Source organism: Candidatus Cyanaurora vandensis, assembly GCF_013285555.1.
GTDB lineage: Bacteria > Cyanobacteriota > Cyanobacteriia > Gloeobacterales > Anthocerotibacteraceae > Cyanaurora > Cyanaurora vandensis.
Window position 1 is genome coordinate 1 of the sequence record NZ_JAAXLT010000209.1, and the last position, 17212, is coordinate 17212.

General features: G+C 55.0%; 19 protein-coding genes and 4 pseudogenes. 9 read left to right on the forward strand and 14 right to left on the reverse strand.

The annotated features are described in order from the left end of the window. The 3 genes from HFM78_RS14605 to HFM78_RS14615 all read right to left on the reverse strand — a co-directional run. The coding region (locus HFM78_RS14605; protein ID WP_287130187.1) for a glycerol-3-phosphate acyltransferase at positions 1-209 on the reverse strand (209 nt) is incomplete at its 3' end. Between the two features lie 16 nt (positions 210-225). Beyond that, positions 226-1230: an alpha/beta fold hydrolase gene (locus tag HFM78_RS14610; protein ID WP_287130188.1), complete on the reverse strand. Its 1005-nt coding sequence runs from the start codon at positions 1228-1230 to the stop codon at positions 226-228. Further along, positions 1227-2138: a fatty acid desaturase family protein gene (locus tag HFM78_RS14615; RefSeq protein ID WP_287130189.1), complete on the reverse strand. Its 912-nt coding sequence runs from the start codon at positions 2136-2138 to the stop codon at positions 1227-1229. Before HFM78_RS14615 ends, HFM78_RS14610 begins: the two co-directional genes overlap by 4 nt. A gap of 239 nt (positions 2139-2377) precedes the next feature. On the opposite strand from HFM78_RS14615, the pseudogene nth reads away from it, so the two are divergent. Together nth and HFM78_RS14625 are read left to right on the forward strand one after the other, a co-directional pair. Further along, a pseudogene (gene nth, locus HFM78_RS14620) lies at positions 2378-2683 on the forward strand (endonuclease III domain-containing protein); the annotation flags it as partial. Positions 2684-2739: 56 nt separating this feature from the next. Beyond that, positions 2740-3285, forward strand: a complete 546-nt coding sequence (locus HFM78_RS14625; protein ID WP_287130191.1) for a S46 family peptidase — start codon at positions 2740-2742, stop codon at positions 3283-3285. A gap of 25 nt (positions 3286-3310) precedes the next feature. Here the strand turns inward: HFM78_RS14625 and HFM78_RS16410 are convergent. Together HFM78_RS16410 and HFM78_RS14630 are read right to left on the reverse strand one after the other, a co-directional pair. After that, positions 3311-3355, reverse strand: a pseudogene (locus tag HFM78_RS16410) (hypothetical protein); the annotation flags it as partial. Positions 3356-3898: 543 nt separating this feature from the next. Then, positions 3899-4735, reverse strand: coding sequence for a J domain-containing protein (locus tag HFM78_RS14630; protein ID WP_287130192.1), 837 nt, complete (start codon positions 4733-4735; stop codon positions 3899-3901). A 142-nt stretch (positions 4736-4877) separates the two neighbouring features. On the opposite strand from HFM78_RS14630, the gene HFM78_RS14635 reads away from it, so the two are divergent. Both HFM78_RS14635 and gcvT read left to right on the forward strand, forming a co-directional pair. Continuing rightward, the gene (locus HFM78_RS14635) at positions 4878-6527 is read left to right on the forward strand and encodes a DUF6930 domain-containing protein (protein ID WP_287130193.1); all 1650 of its coding nucleotides are present in this window, start codon (positions 4878-4880) and stop codon (positions 6525-6527) included. A 3-nt stretch (positions 6528-6530) separates the two neighbouring features. Beyond that, the gene (gcvT, locus tag HFM78_RS14640; RefSeq protein WP_287130194.1) at positions 6531-7586 is read left to right on the forward strand and encodes a glycine cleavage system aminomethyltransferase GcvT; all 1056 of its coding nucleotides are present in this window, start codon (positions 6531-6533) and stop codon (positions 7584-7586) included. Here the strand turns inward: gcvT and HFM78_RS14645 are convergent. Next, positions 7583-9001: a carotenoid oxygenase family protein gene (locus HFM78_RS14645; protein ID WP_287130195.1), complete on the reverse strand. Its 1419-nt coding sequence runs from the start codon at positions 8999-9001 to the stop codon at positions 7583-7585. The genes gcvT and HFM78_RS14645 overlap by 4 nt on opposite strands. Before the next feature lie 68 nt (positions 9002-9069). Further along, a complete protein-coding gene (locus HFM78_RS14650; protein WP_287130196.1) occupies positions 9070-9450 on the reverse strand; it encodes a DUF4346 domain-containing protein in 381 nt (126 codons plus the stop codon). A gap of 123 nt (positions 9451-9573) precedes the next feature. On the opposite strand from HFM78_RS14650, the gene HFM78_RS14655 reads away from it, so the two are divergent. After that, a complete protein-coding gene (locus HFM78_RS14655) occupies positions 9574-11232 on the forward strand; it encodes an ATP-binding protein (protein WP_287130197.1) in 1659 nt (552 codons plus the stop codon). A 74-nt stretch (positions 11233-11306) separates the two neighbouring features. Further along, a pseudogene (locus HFM78_RS14660) lies at positions 11307-11525 on the forward strand (hypothetical protein); the annotation flags it as partial. On the opposite strand, the gene HFM78_RS14665 reads toward HFM78_RS14660, so the two are convergent. The 4 genes from HFM78_RS14665 to HFM78_RS14680 all read right to left on the reverse strand — a co-directional run bounded on the left by HFM78_RS14665 (position 11522) and on the right by HFM78_RS14680 (position 14217). Next, entirely contained in the window at positions 11522-11779 is a 258-nt protein-coding gene (locus HFM78_RS14665) for a PLDc N-terminal domain-containing protein (protein WP_287130199.1), read from the reverse strand. The pseudogene HFM78_RS14660 and the gene HFM78_RS14665 sit on opposite strands and share 4 nt — an antisense overlap. 97 nt (positions 11780-11876) lie before the next feature. Further along, on the reverse strand, positions 11877-12830 hold the full coding sequence (hemC, locus tag HFM78_RS14670) for a hydroxymethylbilane synthase (protein ID WP_396032713.1): 954 nt from the start codon (positions 12828-12830) through the stop codon (positions 11877-11879). A gap of 28 nt (positions 12831-12858) precedes the next feature. Continuing rightward, positions 12859-13197 carry a P-II family nitrogen regulator gene (locus tag HFM78_RS14675; RefSeq protein ID WP_287130201.1) on the reverse strand — a complete coding sequence of 113 codons (339 nt, stop codon included), beginning with the start codon at positions 13195-13197 and terminating at the stop codon, positions 12859-12861. A gap of 75 nt (positions 13198-13272) precedes the next feature. Continuing rightward, the gene (locus HFM78_RS14680; protein ID WP_287130202.1) at positions 13273-14217 is read right to left on the reverse strand and encodes a F0F1 ATP synthase subunit gamma; all 945 of its coding nucleotides are present in this window, start codon (positions 14215-14217) and stop codon (positions 13273-13275) included. A 141-nt stretch (positions 14218-14358) separates the two neighbouring features. On the opposite strand from HFM78_RS14680, the gene HFM78_RS14685 reads away from it, so the two are divergent. Next, positions 14359-14685: a hypothetical protein gene (locus HFM78_RS14685; RefSeq protein WP_287130203.1), complete on the forward strand. Its 327-nt coding sequence runs from the start codon at positions 14359-14361 to the stop codon at positions 14683-14685. On the opposite strand, the gene panD is transcribed toward HFM78_RS14685, so the two are convergent. From panD to HFM78_RS14700, 3 genes and pseudogenes are all read right to left on the reverse strand, one after another. Beyond that, positions 14659-15051, reverse strand: coding sequence for an aspartate 1-decarboxylase (gene panD / locus HFM78_RS14690; protein ID WP_287130204.1), 393 nt, complete (start codon positions 15049-15051; stop codon positions 14659-14661). The genes HFM78_RS14685 and panD overlap by 27 nt on opposite strands. Before the next feature lie 51 nt (positions 15052-15102). Beyond that, entirely contained in the window at positions 15103-15615 is a 513-nt protein-coding gene (locus HFM78_RS14695; RefSeq protein ID WP_396032719.1) for an inorganic diphosphatase, read from the reverse strand. Positions 15616-15804: 189 nt separating this feature from the next. Next, positions 15805-16151 (reverse strand): annotated as a pseudogene (locus HFM78_RS14700) (hypothetical protein); the annotation flags it as partial. A gap of 91 nt (positions 16152-16242) precedes the next feature. Here HFM78_RS14700 and HFM78_RS14710 point away from each other — a divergent pair. Together HFM78_RS14710 and HFM78_RS14715 are read left to right on the forward strand one after the other, a co-directional pair. Continuing rightward, a complete protein-coding gene (locus tag HFM78_RS14710) occupies positions 16243-16803 on the forward strand; it encodes a hypothetical protein (RefSeq protein ID WP_287130208.1) in 561 nt (186 codons plus the stop codon). Positions 16804-16897: 94 nt separating this feature from the next. After that, positions 16898-17212: GntR family transcriptional regulator (locus HFM78_RS14715; protein WP_287130209.1), on the forward strand; the 315-nt coding region annotated here is incomplete at its 3' end.

Consider the following 17212-nt stretch of genomic DNA (forward strand, 5'->3'; position numbering starts at 1 on the left):
ATCCCCACCCCGCGCCCAATCTCCACGAGAACCACCGCCAAACCCACAACCATCCCGCCCTGCTGGAAGGCCGCTGACACCCCGCCATTCCCTGTCCCCAGCCGAGTCAAATCCCGCCCGGTCAAGAGCCAAAATACCCCCGTCGTCAGTGGGAGCCAACCCAACCCGAGGGCCAGGACTAAAAGTGATAGGTTTTCGAGATTTATCATGGAATGACTACCGGCTTTAGGTACTGAGCAATTCCTGGATTACTTGACGAATGAAAGCTTCATCAGCGGCATTTTGGTAGGGATTCCCGGCACGATGGCCCCAGATTGAGGAGATGGAGCGAAACTCGGCGTTAGGAATGAGTTGAGCCTCAGCCGCGCAGTCCTCGGGGGTGAAATAAAGGTCACTGGTGCTGGGCATGACCAGGGTTTTCGCTTGAATTGAGCCCAGGGCAAGACGATAATTACCTCGATACGTAGGGTTATTACTCACATCACAATGTAGCCAAGTATCGAGCATAGTCAAGAGGTTGCGGGGGTCCCGTTTACGGTAGTTCAGTTCCCAACCGCGCCAAAGATAGTCTTCAAGGGAGCTGTAGCCCAACTGAGTATAGATTTTTACCCGATAGAAGGCTGGGCAAACCGCCCAACTCGCATAAATTCGCGCAAAAGCCCGTAGACCACGCTCAGGCAGACCGTCAAAAGTCTGCCCGTTCCAAGCGGGGTCCGCCATCAACGCCGCCTGTAGACTCTCCAAAAAGACCCGGTTATGATCCGTCGTGCGGGCCGTGCCACAGAGGGCTGCAATCCGTGCTACCCGCTCAGGATAGAGGGCTCCCCAGTGATAGGCTTGCTGGGCACCCATGGACCAACCGTAGACTAGAGCCAGTTGCTCAACCCCAAAAACTTCTCGTAATAACTGTTCTTGGGCATGGACATTATCGAGGTGACTAAACCAAAAACTTGGTCCGACAAGACCACAGGCAGCGTTATTACTCGGTGAACTCGAAAGCCCGTTGCCAAACATATTGGGAATTACGATAAACCAACGGCTAGGGTCTAAAATTCCCTCCGGGCGAATCAACCATTCAAGATCTGGGTGCTGTGCTCCATAAGAAGTGGGGTAGAGAATCACATTGTCGCGACGGGCATTCAGTTCACCATAGGTCTGATACGCGACCTCCGCCTGAGCTAAAACCGCTCCGCACTGGAGTGAAAAATTCTCTAGCGTGAAAATCCTCATCGCGGTGAGATTTTCGTGACGAGCGTCTGATTGACTTGTAGATAACCCGGCGCCACCCGCGTCAAATGGGGCTTGAGTTTGGGGTGGGCGGCGGGTAGGGCGTGGAAGGGCAGTGAAGGATAGAGATGGTGCTCCGCATGGAAGGGCATATTCCACATCAAGAAACGCACGGGCCAGTTGGTGAGGGTGGTACGAGTATTCGTTAGCGGGTTGTCATCCTGGGTACAGCCCGTATGCTCAGCCAGCAAAATCCCCCGCAGGATAGGTTGACCCACCGCTAGGGGCACTAGCCAGTACAGCAAAAACCAGGGCTGCTGAGCTACCAGTGAAATAGTAATGGCGGCAAGATACACAGCGAGCTGCCATCGCACCGAGTTAATCACTTCTTGGCGGGCAGTGTCAGGAATAAACGGGCAATCCGCCAACTGACCCAGGGCGACCCGACCATGACCCCGCACCTTCCCCCACCACCAAGTCAAACCACTGATCTCAATCAGGTACTCCCAGAGATTGGTCGGCTTAGGGTCGCTCAACTCTGGGTCCTTGCCGGGGATCTGGGTAAAGCGGTGGTGCCACTTATGGTAACGGCGGTAAAACGTGCTGTTATAAAACGACAGGAGACCCGCGCCCCAAGCAACGACATCATTCAAGCGATTGTCGGCAAAAGCAGTGCGGTGGACACACTCATGCACGGTGGCAAACATAGCCGCCAAGCTGAAACCATAGATAATCAACGCGGGTAATGCCCAATAAGTAGCCCAGAGATAACCACTCACTCCCAGCACGGCTAAATGTCCGGCTAACTGCCCAGTGCCCCGCCAGTTGGAGCGAGCGTTCAAGATTTGTAGCTCTGACGGACTTAGGAGTTGACTGGAGCGGGCGAGGATAGACGGCTCACGGTTAGACATGGCATCATGGCTGGGGTAATTGGGACAGAACTGGGTATGCTCATTTTCGATAGTACAATATTTTTTTAGAATAATAAATCGAGATAGAAGACATGAATGCACCACACTGAGTTTTACTACTTGCAGTTTCTTGATTAGAACTAGCTAAACTATTGGGTACTTCGATCAATTACTTTTTTCTCAATAAGGATGACCTGAAAACCTGTCTATGTCATTGATTATTCTCAATAAGGTTGAAGTTGACCTTACCCAATGTCGCCCGCAAAACCGCAATTGTCGTCCTCGCCCACGCCTACGGCATCAATGGTGGGGCAACGGTGGATACCCATGTCCGCCGTTTGAGTAATCGGTTGGGCTTCACTACCACCCAGGACCCAATGAAAATCGAACAAGACCTAATTAAACTGCTCCCCCAACCCGACTGGGAGAACTGGTCACGGCTTATCTACCACGGTCGCGCCGTCTGTAATGCCCGTCATCCTGCCTGTGAACGGTGTTTCTTAGCGGATATTGGCCCCGGAGCCATCCTCCCGGTCAACCCCTAACTGTTGTAGGACGTAAATCCTTTACACTAAAAAAATTAATCTATCCCAGCACGCCAATGAAACGCCTTACTTCGTGGCTGGCCCTAGCCGCTTTCTCCCTAGTCCCAGTCCAGGCTGAGGAAGGGATGTGGACCTTCAATAATTTCCCGGTCCAAAAAGTACAACAACAGTATGGGTTCAAGCCCAGTCAGTCGTGGTTAGATAATTTACGCTTGTCCTCGGTGCGATTGGCCGGCGGGTGTTCGGCATCCTTTGTCTCGCCAGAAGGTCTAGTCATAACTAACCACCACTGCATGTCCACCTGTATTCAGCAACTTTCCACCCCGGATCAGGACTATATGAAGCAGGGATTTTACGCCAAGACCCTCGCTGACGAGATCAAGTGTACCGATGTCGAACTCAATGTGCTGGTCAATATTAGCGATGTGACCGCACGGGTGACCAAAGCTACCCAGGGCCTCAGTGACCAGAAATTTAACGATGCTCAAAAAGCCGAATTCAGCAAAATCGAAAAAGCCTGCGCGGAGAATGACCGCTTCCGTTGTGATGTGGTTTCTCTGTATCAAGGCGGGATTTATCACAAAAATCACAGGTCGTCCTAAATGCCTCCCCGAAATAACTGAGTAAGTAACGACGGCGGCAGTCCATGGTCTCGGCATAACCGCGCACCATCTCCAAGCGCAACAGTTCAAAGCTGGCTGGCACTTTAGCCTTACTGGTTATGGCTTCTCCCCGTTAAAAAACTGCTGTGAGCCGCATCTTGAACCCCATCCGGGCTTAAATGGGCCATGTGCCACACTGTGGGTAACCGGTGCTTGACCTTGCCCCAAATTAGTGGACAGAGACCTTGTAATACCTGAGAGCCGACCGCGTAGTAAATTTTCTCAAACTCAACTGGGGGTAGCTAGCCCACCGTGGAAGGTAACCGGTGTCGGTTGTAAAACACTTCTATCCACGCGGCTATGCGACGTTGCTTGGTCGTCATGAGGACGTTCTGCTGATGTGTTCACTCTAGCGGAGGGTCCACTTTTTCAGAGGAAGGTCATGGGTATCACAAGATAAACTGTTTTTAGTGCCGATGCCAATGACCAATTGGGAGCTTTATAGTTTGAATGGTTGACTTGCAACTTGAGAAAATCCAAACTCATTATAAACTTCATGACCACTGGCTTATTCACGCAGAGAGACTACTTCTAACCGCTGGCGGTCATAGGGCTAACCACGCCGCACGGAACGCGTCACTAAATCGCGGACTGGCCCCTCCACAATCTGCTTGAGAGCGGTGAGGATACGTTCCCACCAAGGCGCGTTAGGGGCTGGACTGCGGGTAGGGGCGGCTAATTGTTGGAGGTGGGTGCGGGCTTCAGTGTGTTGAGGGTTGTATTCGAGGGCGGTGGTGAACTCGGTTTGAGCTGCAGTAGGCGTGTTGCGCTTGAGGTAGCATAGGCCCAGTAAATAGTGGTACTCAGCCCGGTCGGTGATCCGGCTCTCACTAGCCCGTAGGTAGCGAAAAGCATCGGCGACTTTGGTTTGGTCAATCATCTGACGGGCGTAGGTGATGTAACGGTCCCCCGTAGTCCGGGTGCTGACCGGGCGTTTTTGCCAGGGGGCGACCAATTGGACCACAATATAGGCGCGGTTGAGAGCACTGAGTAATTCCACTTGAGCGGTGGCTTGCTGGAGGTCCGTATAGAGGACACTGCCGATGGTCTGGATTTCCCGTTCGTAGAGTTGACGCAAGACACCGGGGGAACTGGCATTCTGGAGCCGTTCAATCAAAAAATGCCGGGGCAAGCCCAAGGAGACCTGGGAACCCACGGTATCGCGGTACTTGCGGTCAAACTGGCTGCGTACGGGGTCCGTGGCGAGGACCCGGTAGGCCGGGGCGACCCATTCAGTGAAGATACTGACCGCTAACTGCTGGTCTTTCGCTTGGTCTAGGAAACGGTCGGGATGGACCCGGCGGGCAACCTGACGGTAGGCCGAGCGGACTTCCTCCCCCGTGGCGGTCAGGGGTACCCCCAAACAGGCGTAGTAGTCCATCATCGCCATTAGTCAGACTCGCGGGGTTGTGTAGATTTAACATACCCCCGGTTCTCCCTGTACGGACGGGATTAGGACTAGAGCGCGAAAATAGACTACGCAAAAAGTCTTGGTTCAGATTGGCTAAGCTCGTCCCGGCTCTAAAAATTCCTTGCCTTTAGGCATGGGGAGTGTCAACCTAGACTCAAGTTCACTCATTGGGGCACTCCAGGTTGTGTTGACGGACCTCCAGACCCAAGCGATTCAACGCCTGCCCCGCACCACCCAAGTCTGGCAAGGGGACCTCCGCTCGCTGGATGCCATGGCGACGGTCCAGGGGATTGCCGGGGGTCTAACCGGGGTTTTTTGGGTAGATGAGGCCACAGCCACGCCCCGCTCGATCCATCCCTGCGTTGTCACCCAGGACCACCAACGCCCAGAATTAATGCTAGAAGGTCTCGTCGAGGCCTTACTCAGCCCGGTCCAGGGCACCCCCGGCAAACCCCGCCAAATTATTGTTTGTCGCCGTGAATACCAGCTTTATTTGCGCGGCGCACTCCAAGCCTTCGGCATCCAGGTGGAATATCGGCCCCAGCTGCGGTTGTTGGACGATATTTTATTGTTTCTGGCAGAACACCTGAGCCAGGACCAGCGTTTTTTGCCCCAGGGTAAGCCTCCCGATGACCTACCCGAGGACCAAATCCTCAAACCCAATGACCTGATTTTGCTCCAGGAACTCTATCGGCAGGCAGTCTCGCTTTGGCGACGTGCGCCCTGGGACTACCTAGAGGAGAACCCGACCATTGCCATCACCCTCAACCAATGGGGGGTCAAGACGCTCCAAGCCTGTATCCTGGGCGGCGGCGGTCTGTTGGTGGGGGTGGTATTTTATTACAGCCTGGAGGACTTCAATGGTCTCCTAGAGGACCCCCGCGACGACGGGTTGAAATTGTTGAGCTATGACGCGCTCTACGTGCATTTCTTGGCGGAGGACGAGGTGAACCCGGCCTTGGTCCAACAGTTCGCGGCCTACGGGTGGCCCCAGCCCAACCGCGATACCTATACCGATGTGGGTCGTTTAGTCAAAGACCAGGGGTTACGGTCCCTGGGCCAGACCGAAGTTTGGGTGGTCCAGAGCGCGTTGGCGGCCCTGAATTTATTCTTGAGTAAGTACAAACGTGCCCTCAACGAGGGTAATCTTGACCCAATTAAATATGTCGCCACCGTGGCTCACCCCCAAGACACTGGAAAGCTGAAAGTCCAACTCGCCTACACCCCGCTCCCGACCTCGACCTCGGCTCTCGACAGTTGGGGCGGGGCGGTGCGCGATGACCTATTTCCCGATGGGATGTCTGTCCTCTATGAAGTTTTGCCCTGGGCCTTAATAGATACTCTCCAGCACACTGCGGCAACGGCACGACTGTCCCCCCGGGCACTCTCGACGATAAGAACCGAGGGTTGCCCGGTGCTCATCCTCACCCTCAAGGCCCGCGCTGCCCGTAAGCTCTGTGACCAGCTATTGGCGGAGAATCTCTTGGGGATAGTTTTTGCCTATCGGGAAGTGGATGGGGAGCGGGTGGACTTTACCCTCGCGGTGACCCAGGTGGGGGGGGTTTATCTGGTGTTGGATGTGGAAGATGACCTGGAACACCAAGCGGAAATCGAATACTTCCAAAAGGCGCAACGGGCCTGTGGCGGTGGGCATGGGGTTTTGATTGTCAAAGACACTAAGGGTAAACAGTTCAATCCCCGCGATGTGGTGGGTCTTTTTCAGTGCAGCGATGTAGTGGACCTTAAACTAGGCACAATCCCCTTGGAGTAACCGATGTTGACAACTCCCCTGTTGCCCCATTACCCCCTAGCCCGTCTCGTTGCGTTCGCGGGTTGGCAATTGCCAGTTTTTTATCAAGGGGTCCTCAAGGAGCATCAGGCGGTCCGGGGAGCCGTGGGGATGTTTGATATTTCGCACATGGGTAAATTCACGCTCACGGCTCCGTTGGACCGTCTCGAACGGCTGGTCCCCTCTCAACTCAGCAAGCTTGGTCCCGGTCAGGCTCAGTACACGGTTTTGCTGAATGAGACGGGCGGAATACTTGATGACGTGATTTTTTATCGGCAGGCAGAGCATACTTGGCGGGTCATCGTCAATGCCAGTACCCGTGCCCGTGATTTGGCTTGGCTACAAACCCAGCTCGGGGCCATCCACGATGAGTCTAGCGAACAGGTCCTCTTAGCTCTCCAGGGTCCCCAGGCAATCCCGCTTTTACAGACGATGTGTGACGCGGACTTGAGCCGTTGGGGACGGTTTGGGCATGGAGAAGCTGGGGTGCTGGGCGGGCGGGTGTGGCTGGCGCGGACGGGCTACACCGGGGAAGACGGGTTTGAGATGATGGCTCCAGTAGACCACGGGCTTAAGTTGTGGCAAGCGTTGTTAGCCCGTGGTGTCACCCCCTGTGGTTTGGGGGCACGCGACAGTCTCCGCTTGGAGGCCGCGCTTCATCTCTATGGTCAGGACATGGACCAAGCGACGGACCCCCTGACGGCGGGTCTGGGTTGGGTGGTCCACTGGACCAAAGGTGATTTCATCGGACGCACGGCCCTTGAAGCTCTTAAAGCTCAGGGCGGAGGACGCAGGCTGGTTGGTCTCCAGATGGTGGGCCGGGGGATTGCCCGTCCCGGCTACAAGATTAGCCAGGGCGGACAAGAAGTAGGCATTATCACGAGTGGCGGTCCCGCCCCCAGTCTCAACTGCAATATTGCCCTCGGCTACGTGCCCATTGCTCTGTCCTCAGTCGGGACCGCCCTTGAAGTTCGTATCCGGGACCAAGCGGTACCCGCGCTCGTGGTCAAGCGGCCTTTTTATCGGCGCGTGACTAATTAGACCTTGCTGAAAAACCCTGGACTCCAACTGCCATGTAGCCCGTAGGGGATGTGGTGGGGCAATTTCAAGGTGGCAATGGGACCTTGGCTGATGCGCTCAGCATCGAAAATGGCCACCTCAGTCCGGTGGGAACTGGCTTGGTAAACCAGACTTACCACCCAACCCGCCGCTGTCCCTATTTCCGCGCTAGGAATGAAGATGGGTTCGCCGACAAATCCACCGGGTGCGAAACTGAACCGTTCCTCCCCGCCCTGGTCTAGGTCCAGACGGCTGATGGCTTGCAGGGGACCGTTCACGCCGAGTTCATCTGTCGTGCCCAAGTAGCAATAACGATGATGATGCCCGACCTGCTGGGGGTGGACCGAGGGAAATTCGCCAATCCGGTCACTGAAGGACTTGGTGTGGACTTGCTTACGGGCAAGATCCAGCGTAGTCCGCCAGACCCGTCCCCCCGGCACTTGATTAAAGTCAGTTTCGCGGAAATCCCGGTCCTCTTGCGCCTTCAAATATTCCTCGTAGCGCACCGAGTCAACCTGAATCAGTTCGCCGTCCTCATAGGCATTGACGTGGTGAAAGATGAAAAAAGGATCGGTCTCTAAGGCAAACATGGGTCGCCCGTCCTTGGGCAAAACCAACACCCTAGTCGGTTCACCCTTGGCAAAATGTAGACATTCTGCCGCGCCTTTCATGCCAAAAACAAAGGGCCAGACGTCCAAGGCCATCGGATTCTGGAAAAATATTGCATAGCGCGGGGTCATTACAAAGTCGTGGATAAAAGCTAGCTTATCGAGGGTTTCGGTGCGGTGCGTGACCGTGCGGCCCGTGGGGTCTATTTCAAACAAATGTAATTTCGTCTGGAGTCCCACCTCAACTCCAAAATTCCAGAGGTGGCCCGTCACCGGGTCGAGCCGGGGATGGGCGGAGAAGGGCAAGCCACGATGGAGAGGGTCCAAGCCCACAGTCGTCAGGGTATGGGGGTCGAGGCGGTGGGGTGAGGCAGCTTCCCACAGGGCCCAGAGTTTCTCGGCGTAATAGATAACCCCAGTGTTGGCGACGTTCTTGTTGGCAAAATCAAAGAGGTTAGCGAGCGGTCCGCCCGGTTTGAGGGTCCCGAAAACATTTTTGTAGAGGATGCGTCCGGCTTTTTGTTCCTGCACATAACCGGCTGTTTGGACGTAGCAGTTACGAAAGTGGACCCGTCCCTTTTGGAAGGTCAGGGCACAAACCATCCCGTCCCCGTCAAAGGGATGCTTATAATCCACACCGCCCAATTCCAGTTGCCCCGGCCCGTTACGCCAGAGGGTCCCTGCCAACTGGGGAGGGACGGTTCCGGTAACATCCTCAATCCAGTAGTTGTGTTCTTCCCGGAGGGTGTCATAACCCCGTGCCCAGGCGTGGCGGGTTTGATGGTGCATGAGGGCAACTGCGATACGCTTCTTAATATGGTAGGCGGGTCAGCCCAGCCATGCTATTGAATTCACCCTCAGTCTTGAATGTAAGGCGATCCAGTGAAGAGCGCGTACTCAGCTTTTTGGAACTCGCGTCCGAGATAGGCAGCGTGGTCTAGGTAGGAGACTAGGGCTGTCTTACCCTCAAAGATTTGGATGCACATTTCTTTGGCAGTGCGGGCGCGGAACTCCTGGGTGGGCGGGTCCGGGAGGATCGATTTGGCGTTGAGCGGTTTGCCGGTAATGGGATCAATCGCTAGCCCCCGCGCATTCACCGTGACCGTAAAGTGACGCGCCCCAATCTGACCCTGGGCAGGGTCCACAAAAATAATGAAGTAACCCAGGGGGTCCAACGGGATGTGCCGTTTAGAAAGTCGGTGATCGAGTTGGTTTCCTTGGCCTTGCCAGTTGGTCATGTCTGTAACCGTGCCGTTCTTCCATGCTAAGTGAATTCACATTTAGTGTGGCTGATCGCTGAAAGGCTAGACGGACTTTCACATTTAGTGTTAGCCTGTCTTCTAACACAAAGGCAAAAGAACGTGGTAGACAGCACGGATACTTTCCTTAGCCCCTCACGTGGGTTGGGCGTGGTGGTCGTAGGGTCCTTAAGTACAGGCTTAGAAGTCAGACTCCATCCCGATGTGGGGGTCGAGGGCATTAGAGTCGGTAAATTTGTGATTATCCAAGGTAAAACCACGCAATTCTTCTCCATGTTGACCGATGTGGTCCTGGGTACGGCGAGTCCCCGGATCTTGATGAACCCACCCAAACCTGAAGAGGATTTCCTCAGTGAGATCTTGATGGGGACGGGGACCTTTGGCACGATTAAAGTTACCCCGATGTTGATGTTAGAGGGCGGTAACGCCACGGAGTTGCGCCCCGTTAAAACCGTGCCTTCCCACTTTTCTCAGGTTTATGAGTCGAGTTCGGCGGATTTTGCGAAGGTTTTTGGGTTGGAGAGCGACCCGACGCGCAAGAATTTTTATATCGGGCAGCCCCTCGACATGGATGTACCCGTCTGTCTGGACCTCGAACGGTTTGTGGAACGCTCCAACGGCATTTTTGGTAAGTCAGGGACCGGGAAGTCCTTTCTCACCCGGCTCATCCTCTGCGGCACGATCCGTAAAGAAGCAGCGGTCAATCTAATTTTTGATATGCACTCTGAATATGGGTGGGAGGCTGCGAAAGAAGGTAAAGATGTCTCCACCGTGAAGGGTCTACAGCAACTTTTCCCCGGTCAAGTGAAGATTTTCAGCCTCGACCCGGCCTCTTCAGAACGGCGGGGAGTCCGTGCCCAGGGGATGTTCATTAGCTATGACCAAATTGAGATTGAAGATTTAGCCTTGGTCCGCAACGAACTGAATATCTCTGAGGCGAGTCTAGAGAATGCGATTATCCTCCGCAATCACTTTGGCCCCAGTTGGATCTCGCGGTTAGGCGGGATGTCCTCCGGGGAGATTCAGGAATTTTGCCAGGAGAATATGGGCAACGCGCCCTCAATTATGGCCCTGCAACGTAAACTACTCCGCTTGGAAGACCTCAAATACATGAAACAGGTCTGCCCCCACGATTACATTGGTGAGTTGTTACAAACCCTCGCTGCTGGTCGTCATGTGGTGATTGAGTTCGGCTCCCAGGGTTCGCTCTTGGGCTATATGCTCGCCACGAATATCATTACCCGCCGCTTGCACGGCGTTTACGTCAAAAAATCCGAGAAGTACCTCCAGACTAAGAACCCCCTCGATAAACCCCGCCAGTTGATGATTACGATTGAAGAAGCCCACCGTTTCTTGGACCCCAGGGTGGCGCGTTCAACGATTTTCGGGACGATTGCCCGGGAGATGCGTAAATATTTCGTTACCCTACTCGTGGTAGACCAAAGGCCCTCGGGGATTGACAACGAGATCATGTCCCAGTTAGGAACCCGGATTACCGCTGCCTTAAATGATGACAAGGATATTGAAGCGGTTTTCACCGGGATGTCTGGCGGTCAAGCCTTACGTACCGTCCTCGCCCAGATGGACCCCAAACAACAGGCCCTCGTCCTCGGGTACGCCGTCCCCATGCCCGTCGTTGTCCGTACCCGCGCCTACGACAGCCAGCTTTACCGCGAGATCGGGGCAGAACTTTGGGAGACCCGCCCCACTAACGAGGTCCTTCAAGAAGCGGAACTCGCTCGATCAGATTTGGGTTTTTGAGTATCCCACGCTATTAATTTCAGATGAGTGACACCCCCCAGGACCGCCGTCCCTTTGATACTAGCCTCCAGGGACTCGCCGCCCTTTACGGCCCGGAATATACGTTACCAGAACACCTAGAACGGTTGCGCCCCCGTAATTTGGCGGGGAAAAGATCCTTAGCTCTGTGTGAGTCCGCCCTCGGACTGGAGGCTCTCGAAGGTTTTGTGCGCCGCGAGCCCCTCCATCGGGTCCATGAGTGCGTCTTTGGCCGGTTGGCCCTAGAGAGCGGACCCGTGGACCCGCGCCTCTAGGAGAGTAACCGTTGGGTCGAGGGCTTGAGGGCCAGCCAGACTAAGGAACCAACCGTGGGGAAGAAGGTCACCGCCAAACCCCAGAGGACTTTTTGGATAAAGGACATACCACTAAGCAAGAGAATATCTACCAATGAATAAACCCACAGTAAAAACATCGCTGTGCCCACCAGCCAAAACCCCAGGTTAAGTACTGTGGAGAGGACACTCATAGCCAGCAGCGCAACCACAACCCAGAGGATAAGTTGAAACATGGGCAAGCTCCCAAAACTCCTCCCAGCATAGCAAGGGGCCAAGGAGTCTAACCCCAAATGTTGTTAGAAATTATGATCCTAACGCTGTCTGTGGGGGTCAAACGCGTTGGGCGTAAATTTCTTGGAGGATGACATCCGCGCCGAGATTGATTAGTCGGGCTGCCAGCTCCCGTCCCACCGCCTCGGGGTCTTGGTCTGAACCCGTGCATTGGTCGCGGATGAGGAGAGTTCCGTCTAGTTTCGCTACCATTCCCTCAAGCGTGATGGTGCCCTCCTGCCACTGGGAGCGCACCCCAATCGGGACCTGACAGCCCCCCTCCAGCGTCCGCAAAAAAGCCCGCTCTGCCCGACAGGTGCGGTCGGTTTCTTGGTGATTCAGGAGTTGCAACAGGGTAATCATCTCCACATCGTCCTCGCGGCACTCAATCCCCAACGCGCCCTGACCGACGGCATGTAAGGAGATAGCGGCAGGAATCACCTGGGAAACCCGGTCCTCCCAACCCAAACGGAGCATCCCCGCCACCGCGAGAATCAACCCGTCGTACTGCCCCTCATCAAGCTTGCGTAACCGGGTATTAAGGTTGCCGCGCACGTCTTTAAACTCGAAATGGGGAAAATGGTAGCGCAACTGGGCCAGCCGCCGCAGGGAAGAAGTCCCAATCACCGCCCCAGCAGGCAACTGTTCAAGGGTGAGGCCCTGGTATTTGGGGTGGAGGACCAAGGCATCGGCAGGGTTTTCGCGCTGGGTGATGGCGGCGAGAATCAACCCAGGGGGTAACTGGGTAGGCAGGTCCTTGAGGGAGTGGACGGCGAAATCAGCCCGGTCACTGAGCATGGCCTGTTCTAATTCTTTAGTGAAAAGGCCCTTATCGCCGACCTGGGCCAGGGGTACATCCAGGATTTTATCGCCCTGGGTCTTCATCGAATCTAGGGAAAATTTGTGGTCGGGACGGGCGTGGCGCAATTGGTCCATCACCCACTCACTCTGGACGAGGGCCAACTGAGAATCCCGGCTCCCCAAACGGAACTGACGTGGTTGCATCTTCGCCAAGGGTTACGCGCTTGCTGATCCTAACATCCTAGAGGGCACCCAAGTCCCGTTCGCCTGTGCGGATTCGGATCACACTCTCCACAGGGGTGACAAAGATTTTGCCGTCACCGATTTCACCCGTGCGGGCCACGGTCATGATTTTATCTACCACAAGGTCAACTTGAGTATCCTCGACCACCACTTCAATCTTGAGCTTCTGCAAAAATTCGACGGTGTATTCTGAACCCCGGTACCGCTCCGTTTGGCCCTTTTGACGACCAAACCCCCGGACTTCGCTCACGGTCATACCGATGACTCCGGTATTGACGAGGGCGACTTTGACTTCATCTAACTTGAACGGGCGGATGATCGCTTCAATCTTCTTCAAGCTGGCCTCCAGCGTTGCGGTTGTGTGGATTTTAGTTTACTGGAGCAGTGACGCAAAGTGCTTCTTTATTTGGGATTAACTCATCGCTTCAGCACCGCCTACGACTTCCATAATCTGCTGGGTGATGCTGGCTTGACGGGCTTTATTGTATTCCAGGGTCAGGCGGGTGATGAGCTTCTTGGCGTTATCGGAGGCGGAACTCATGGCGGTCATCCGCGAGGCGAGTTCACTAGCGGCGGACTCCTGGAGGGCACGCAGGATCTGGCCTTGGAGGTAGAGCGGCAGGAGGGTATCCAACAGTTGCACGGGGTCCTGCTCGAAGATCATGTCCAAGGGAATCTCTTTGGACTCAATCTGGACGCGCTCACGGGTCACCTGAAAGTCGCCGCCCCTAGTGGTCATCCGAAAAACCTCGTCTTCCGGGGCTAGTTGGCTGAGATCGAAGGGTAACAGGGTCTGGACCGTGGGTTTAGAGGCAATTAGGGAGACAAAGCGGGTGTAGACCATTAAAACTGAGTCCACTTCTTCAGCTAGGAAGGCAGACAATAGCCGTTCGGCAATCATGACCGCTTCTTGAGCACGGGGAACCTGGGGCAATTGGTTATAGGAGGTCCCGACGGGGAAGTTAGAACGCTTGAAGAGGTTGACTGCCTTGGTCCCCACCGGAAAAACTAGGACCTCTTTGCCTTCTTCTTTCAGGCGGCGCAGTTCACCAACGGCCCGTCGCAAAACGTTGGCATTGTAGCCGCCACACAACCCCCGGTCCGAACTGAGGACCAAGACTGCTACCCGCTTGACCTCACGACGGCGCAACAGCGGTAAATCCAGATTCTCCAGTCGCAACCGTGTCTGGAGACGGTAGATAGCCGCTGCCAATTTATCGGCGAAAGGACGGGCACCCAGCACCTGTTCTTGGGCGCGGCGCACCTTGGCGGCGGCAACCAGACGCATTGCTTTCGTAATTTTTTGAGTGTTGGTGACAGACTTGATCCGGTCTCGAATACCCCGCAGATTCGCCATGACTGCCTTTGTTACGCTTGAGGCATCCTATCATGGGTCCTCCCCGACTCTAGGTCTAGTTAGTCTTAAAACATTCCTTACATCTCTCTATTTTTTTAACTTCGATTTCTAAAATAACAGGGATCATTAGAATTTCCATCCATGTCCTCTTTTGATGCTCAGGAGCCCTCTAGCAGTCTCCACCGTAAATTAGACCAGTTACAGCGGGCGTTGGATGGGTTGCCGGACCAATTAACGGCTCGTTTACAGGACCAAGTCATCAAACCCCATCGTCCCAGCTTGAATACAGTGATGACGGCTTCCAAAGACATCCTGGAGGAGGAACCGCCAGTCTATACCTTTGGAGTAAATGGACGACCGCTCTCCCCCGAAGCGCAGATCCAGCGGCTCACGGCTCAGCTAACTGCTGCCTATAACCGGATCGCCGCCTTGGAAGAACAACTACTCAACAAGCGCAACCTCGTCTAGATACTGGGGCCGACGGACTTCTTTAATCTGGTTATGGTGGTCCACCAGTACGAGCCGGGGACTGTGGCTGACCAGTTCAGCGGCGGTAAACTGCCCATAGGCCAAAATAATTACGGTATCACCGGGGGCAGCGCAACGAGCGGCGGCTCCATTGAGAATAATCTGCCCCGCGCCTGGGGTCCCGCTGATAGCGTAGGTAACTAATCTCGCCCCATTGGTAATATTAACCACATGGACCTGTTCCCACACCAAGAACCCCGCCGCCGTGAGTAGATTTTGGTCAATGGTGATACTGCCCTCGTAGCTGAGGTCGGCAGCCGTGACCGTCGCCCGGTGAATTTTGCCCGTCAAAATGGTACGCAACATTCAATTATCCTATGCCATGAACTCAGGGGAGCCTAAAACTCCCCTAGATTCCTAACCCTGGTACTGGGCAATGGCGCGGGCGATGATTTCCTCAGTACGGGCCAAGTCACTCCAGCCTGTGATCTCAACAGACTTCTTCTCTAGCCGTTTGTAGGTCAAGAAGAACTCCGCGATCTCATCTAAGCGGTGGGGCGCAATGTCCGCCAGAGATTTGACGTTACTGTAGCGGGGGTCTTTGACTGGGACACAGAGGATTTTTTCGTCCCCTTCACCGCCGTCAATCATCCCCAATACGCCGATGGGCCGCGCTGTGATCAGACATCCGGGAAAAGTGGGCTCGTCCATCAGCACCATGGCATCCAAGGGGTCGCCATCATCACCCAGGGTATTGGGCACAAACCCATAGTCGGCTGGGTAATAGACCGAGGAATACAGAACCCGGTCCAGGGCGAAGACCCCCAAGTCCTTGTCAAACTCAAATTTATTATGGCTGCCCCCGGCGATTTCAATCATCACACTCAATAGGCCCGGTTTGGGCTGGGCTGGGATCTTGCTTAGGTCAATCACCGCTCTCATCCTGGTTACACCGCCGTTAGGGTACCACAAATCCAGCTACCCCGGCGGTGTTCTCGCGTTCATTACCCGGGGTCTCCGCCTAGGGCCTGCAAGCGGGCAGCTAAGCGATCGGCTCGTTGCTGGGCTTGGTCGGCTCGTTGCTGGGCTTGGTCAGCTTCTTGACGGGCTTGGTCGGCCTGTTGACGGGCTGCTTCTTTGGGTAATAAAACTATAGCGGCCCCCCTCTTCCCAAACTACCCAACCCTGCCGCGCAACCAGACCATCCACGTTTAGAACCGCAAAAAAGTCTGGTCCCCGAAAATCCCGGTTCCGGGCTTGGGCACTGCTGTAATAAATAAACATATTTCCCCCCGCAAAGAAGTCCCGGCGGTCAGACCAGAATTCATCTAGGGAGTCGATCAAGACGTTCATGGCAAGGCGGTGGCGGTTGCTCTCCAAGGGCTCCATCGTCAAAAACTAAGTCCGTGGGTGGCATGGGGGGGGTCCCACACCCAATCCATGGTCCGTTGGGTTTCCGTGGTCATCGTTAAGTCCAACGCGATGTAACCCTTCATTAGTAACCCGTGATTCATGGAAATAGATGGGTTATGTTTTAGAAAAGATTTGGATACCCCGATGTATGCTGCCCTCGACCAGTTTCGCCGCCGCCATCCCCTCGGGGGGGTTTTGACAGAACTCTTGCGCGTCGAGCAGGGGCTTTATGTTGTTCGCGCCGAAGTGCAGGTGGACAAGATGAGCCTAGGTAGCGGACTAGCGGCAGCGGATTCTTTAGAGCATGCCGAGGACCAAGCGGTGGGACGGGCTTTGTTACTGGCGGGCTTTGGTGAAGCGCAAGCTCCCCTTGCCGCTGTCGAAGAACCCGCTCGGCGCAACGGCACGCCCACACCCATCTATACCGCACCGGAAGAAGCCCCCCGCCGTAACGGTACCCCGCCCCCTGTCTACGAAAATGAAGACGATGAAACCTTCCTGGATCTCTCGGAACTAATCGCCGCCACGGATGTAGAACTCAAGCGTATCGGTTGGGAGAACGCGCAGGGTAAGGCTTATCTCAGCCGGACCTACGGTAAACCCACTCGCCGCCAACTCAATGAGGAAGAACTGCGCGATTTCCTGCGCCACCTCAAAACCCAACCCACCGCCATGACTCGCCGTGCCCCTGAAACACCCTTTTAAAACGGTGATCATCATGAAACAGTTCTAATGCTAACTTTTAGGATTGGATTGTTGCGCCTATGGGCATACTTTAGGGTACAGGTCGGGTCCCCTCATGGTCCGTTTCCGCATCAGCACCGAGAGTCCAGTTCCCCCCTCTGCTCAGTTGTACGAGCAGCTATCTTTTGCGATTGCCTCGCGCCAACTGCCGCCCGGAGCCAGACTCCCCAGTGTGCGCCAACTCTCGATGCAGACTGGACTCCATCGCAACACCATTAGTAAGGTGTATAACCAACTCGTCGGGGTCGGTATGGTCCAGGCCCGCGCTGGCTCTGGGGTCTATGTCCTTGACAACGAGAACGCAACTAAAGTTTCTACCATCCAAAATCTCGTCCGACGCACCCTAGAGACAGCTCTCGCCCAGGGCTAC

Excerpts from the sequence above, each read along its gene's own strand:
- HFM78_RS14615 (WP_287130189.1), bottom strand. The coding sequence starts at position 2,138 with ATGTCTAACCGTGAGCCGTCTATCCTCGCCCGCTCCAGTCAACTCCTA.
- HFM78_RS14710 (WP_287130208.1), top strand. The coding sequence starts at position 16,243 with ATGTATGCTGCCCTCGACCAGTTTCGCCGCCGCCATCCCCTCGGGGGG.
- HFM78_RS14610 (WP_287130188.1), bottom strand. The coding sequence starts at position 1,230 with ATGAGGATTTTCACGCTAGAGAATTTTTCACTCCAGTGCGGAGCGGTT.
- HFM78_RS14665 (WP_287130199.1), bottom strand. The coding sequence starts at position 11,779 with ATGTTTCAACTTATCCTCTGGGTTGTGGTTGCGCTGCTGGCTATGAGT.
- HFM78_RS14625 (WP_287130191.1), top strand. The coding sequence starts at position 2,740 with ATGAAACGCCTTACTTCGTGGCTGGCCCTAGCCGCTTTCTCCCTAGTC.
- HFM78_RS14630 (WP_287130192.1), bottom strand. The coding sequence starts at position 4,735 with ATGGCGATGATGGACTACTACGCCTGTTTGGGGGTACCCCTGACCGCC.
- HFM78_RS14650 (WP_287130196.1), bottom strand. The coding sequence starts at position 9,450 with ATGACCAACTGGCAAGGCCAAGGAAACCAACTCGATCACCGACTTTCT.
- HFM78_RS14685 (WP_287130203.1), top strand. The coding sequence starts at position 14,359 with ATGTCCTCTTTTGATGCTCAGGAGCCCTCTAGCAGTCTCCACCGTAAA.
- panD (WP_287130204.1), bottom strand. The coding sequence starts at position 15,051 with ATGTTGCGTACCATTTTGACGGGCAAAATTCACCGGGCGACGGTCACG.
- HFM78_RS14645 (WP_287130195.1), bottom strand. The coding sequence starts at position 9,001 with ATGCACCATCAAACCCGCCACGCCTGGGCACGGGGTTATGACACCCTC.
- gcvT (WP_287130194.1), top strand. The coding sequence starts at position 6,531 with ATGTTGACAACTCCCCTGTTGCCCCATTACCCCCTAGCCCGTCTCGTT.
- HFM78_RS14680 (WP_287130202.1), bottom strand. The coding sequence starts at position 14,217 with ATGGCGAATCTGCGGGGTATTCGAGACCGGATCAAGTCTGTCACCAAC.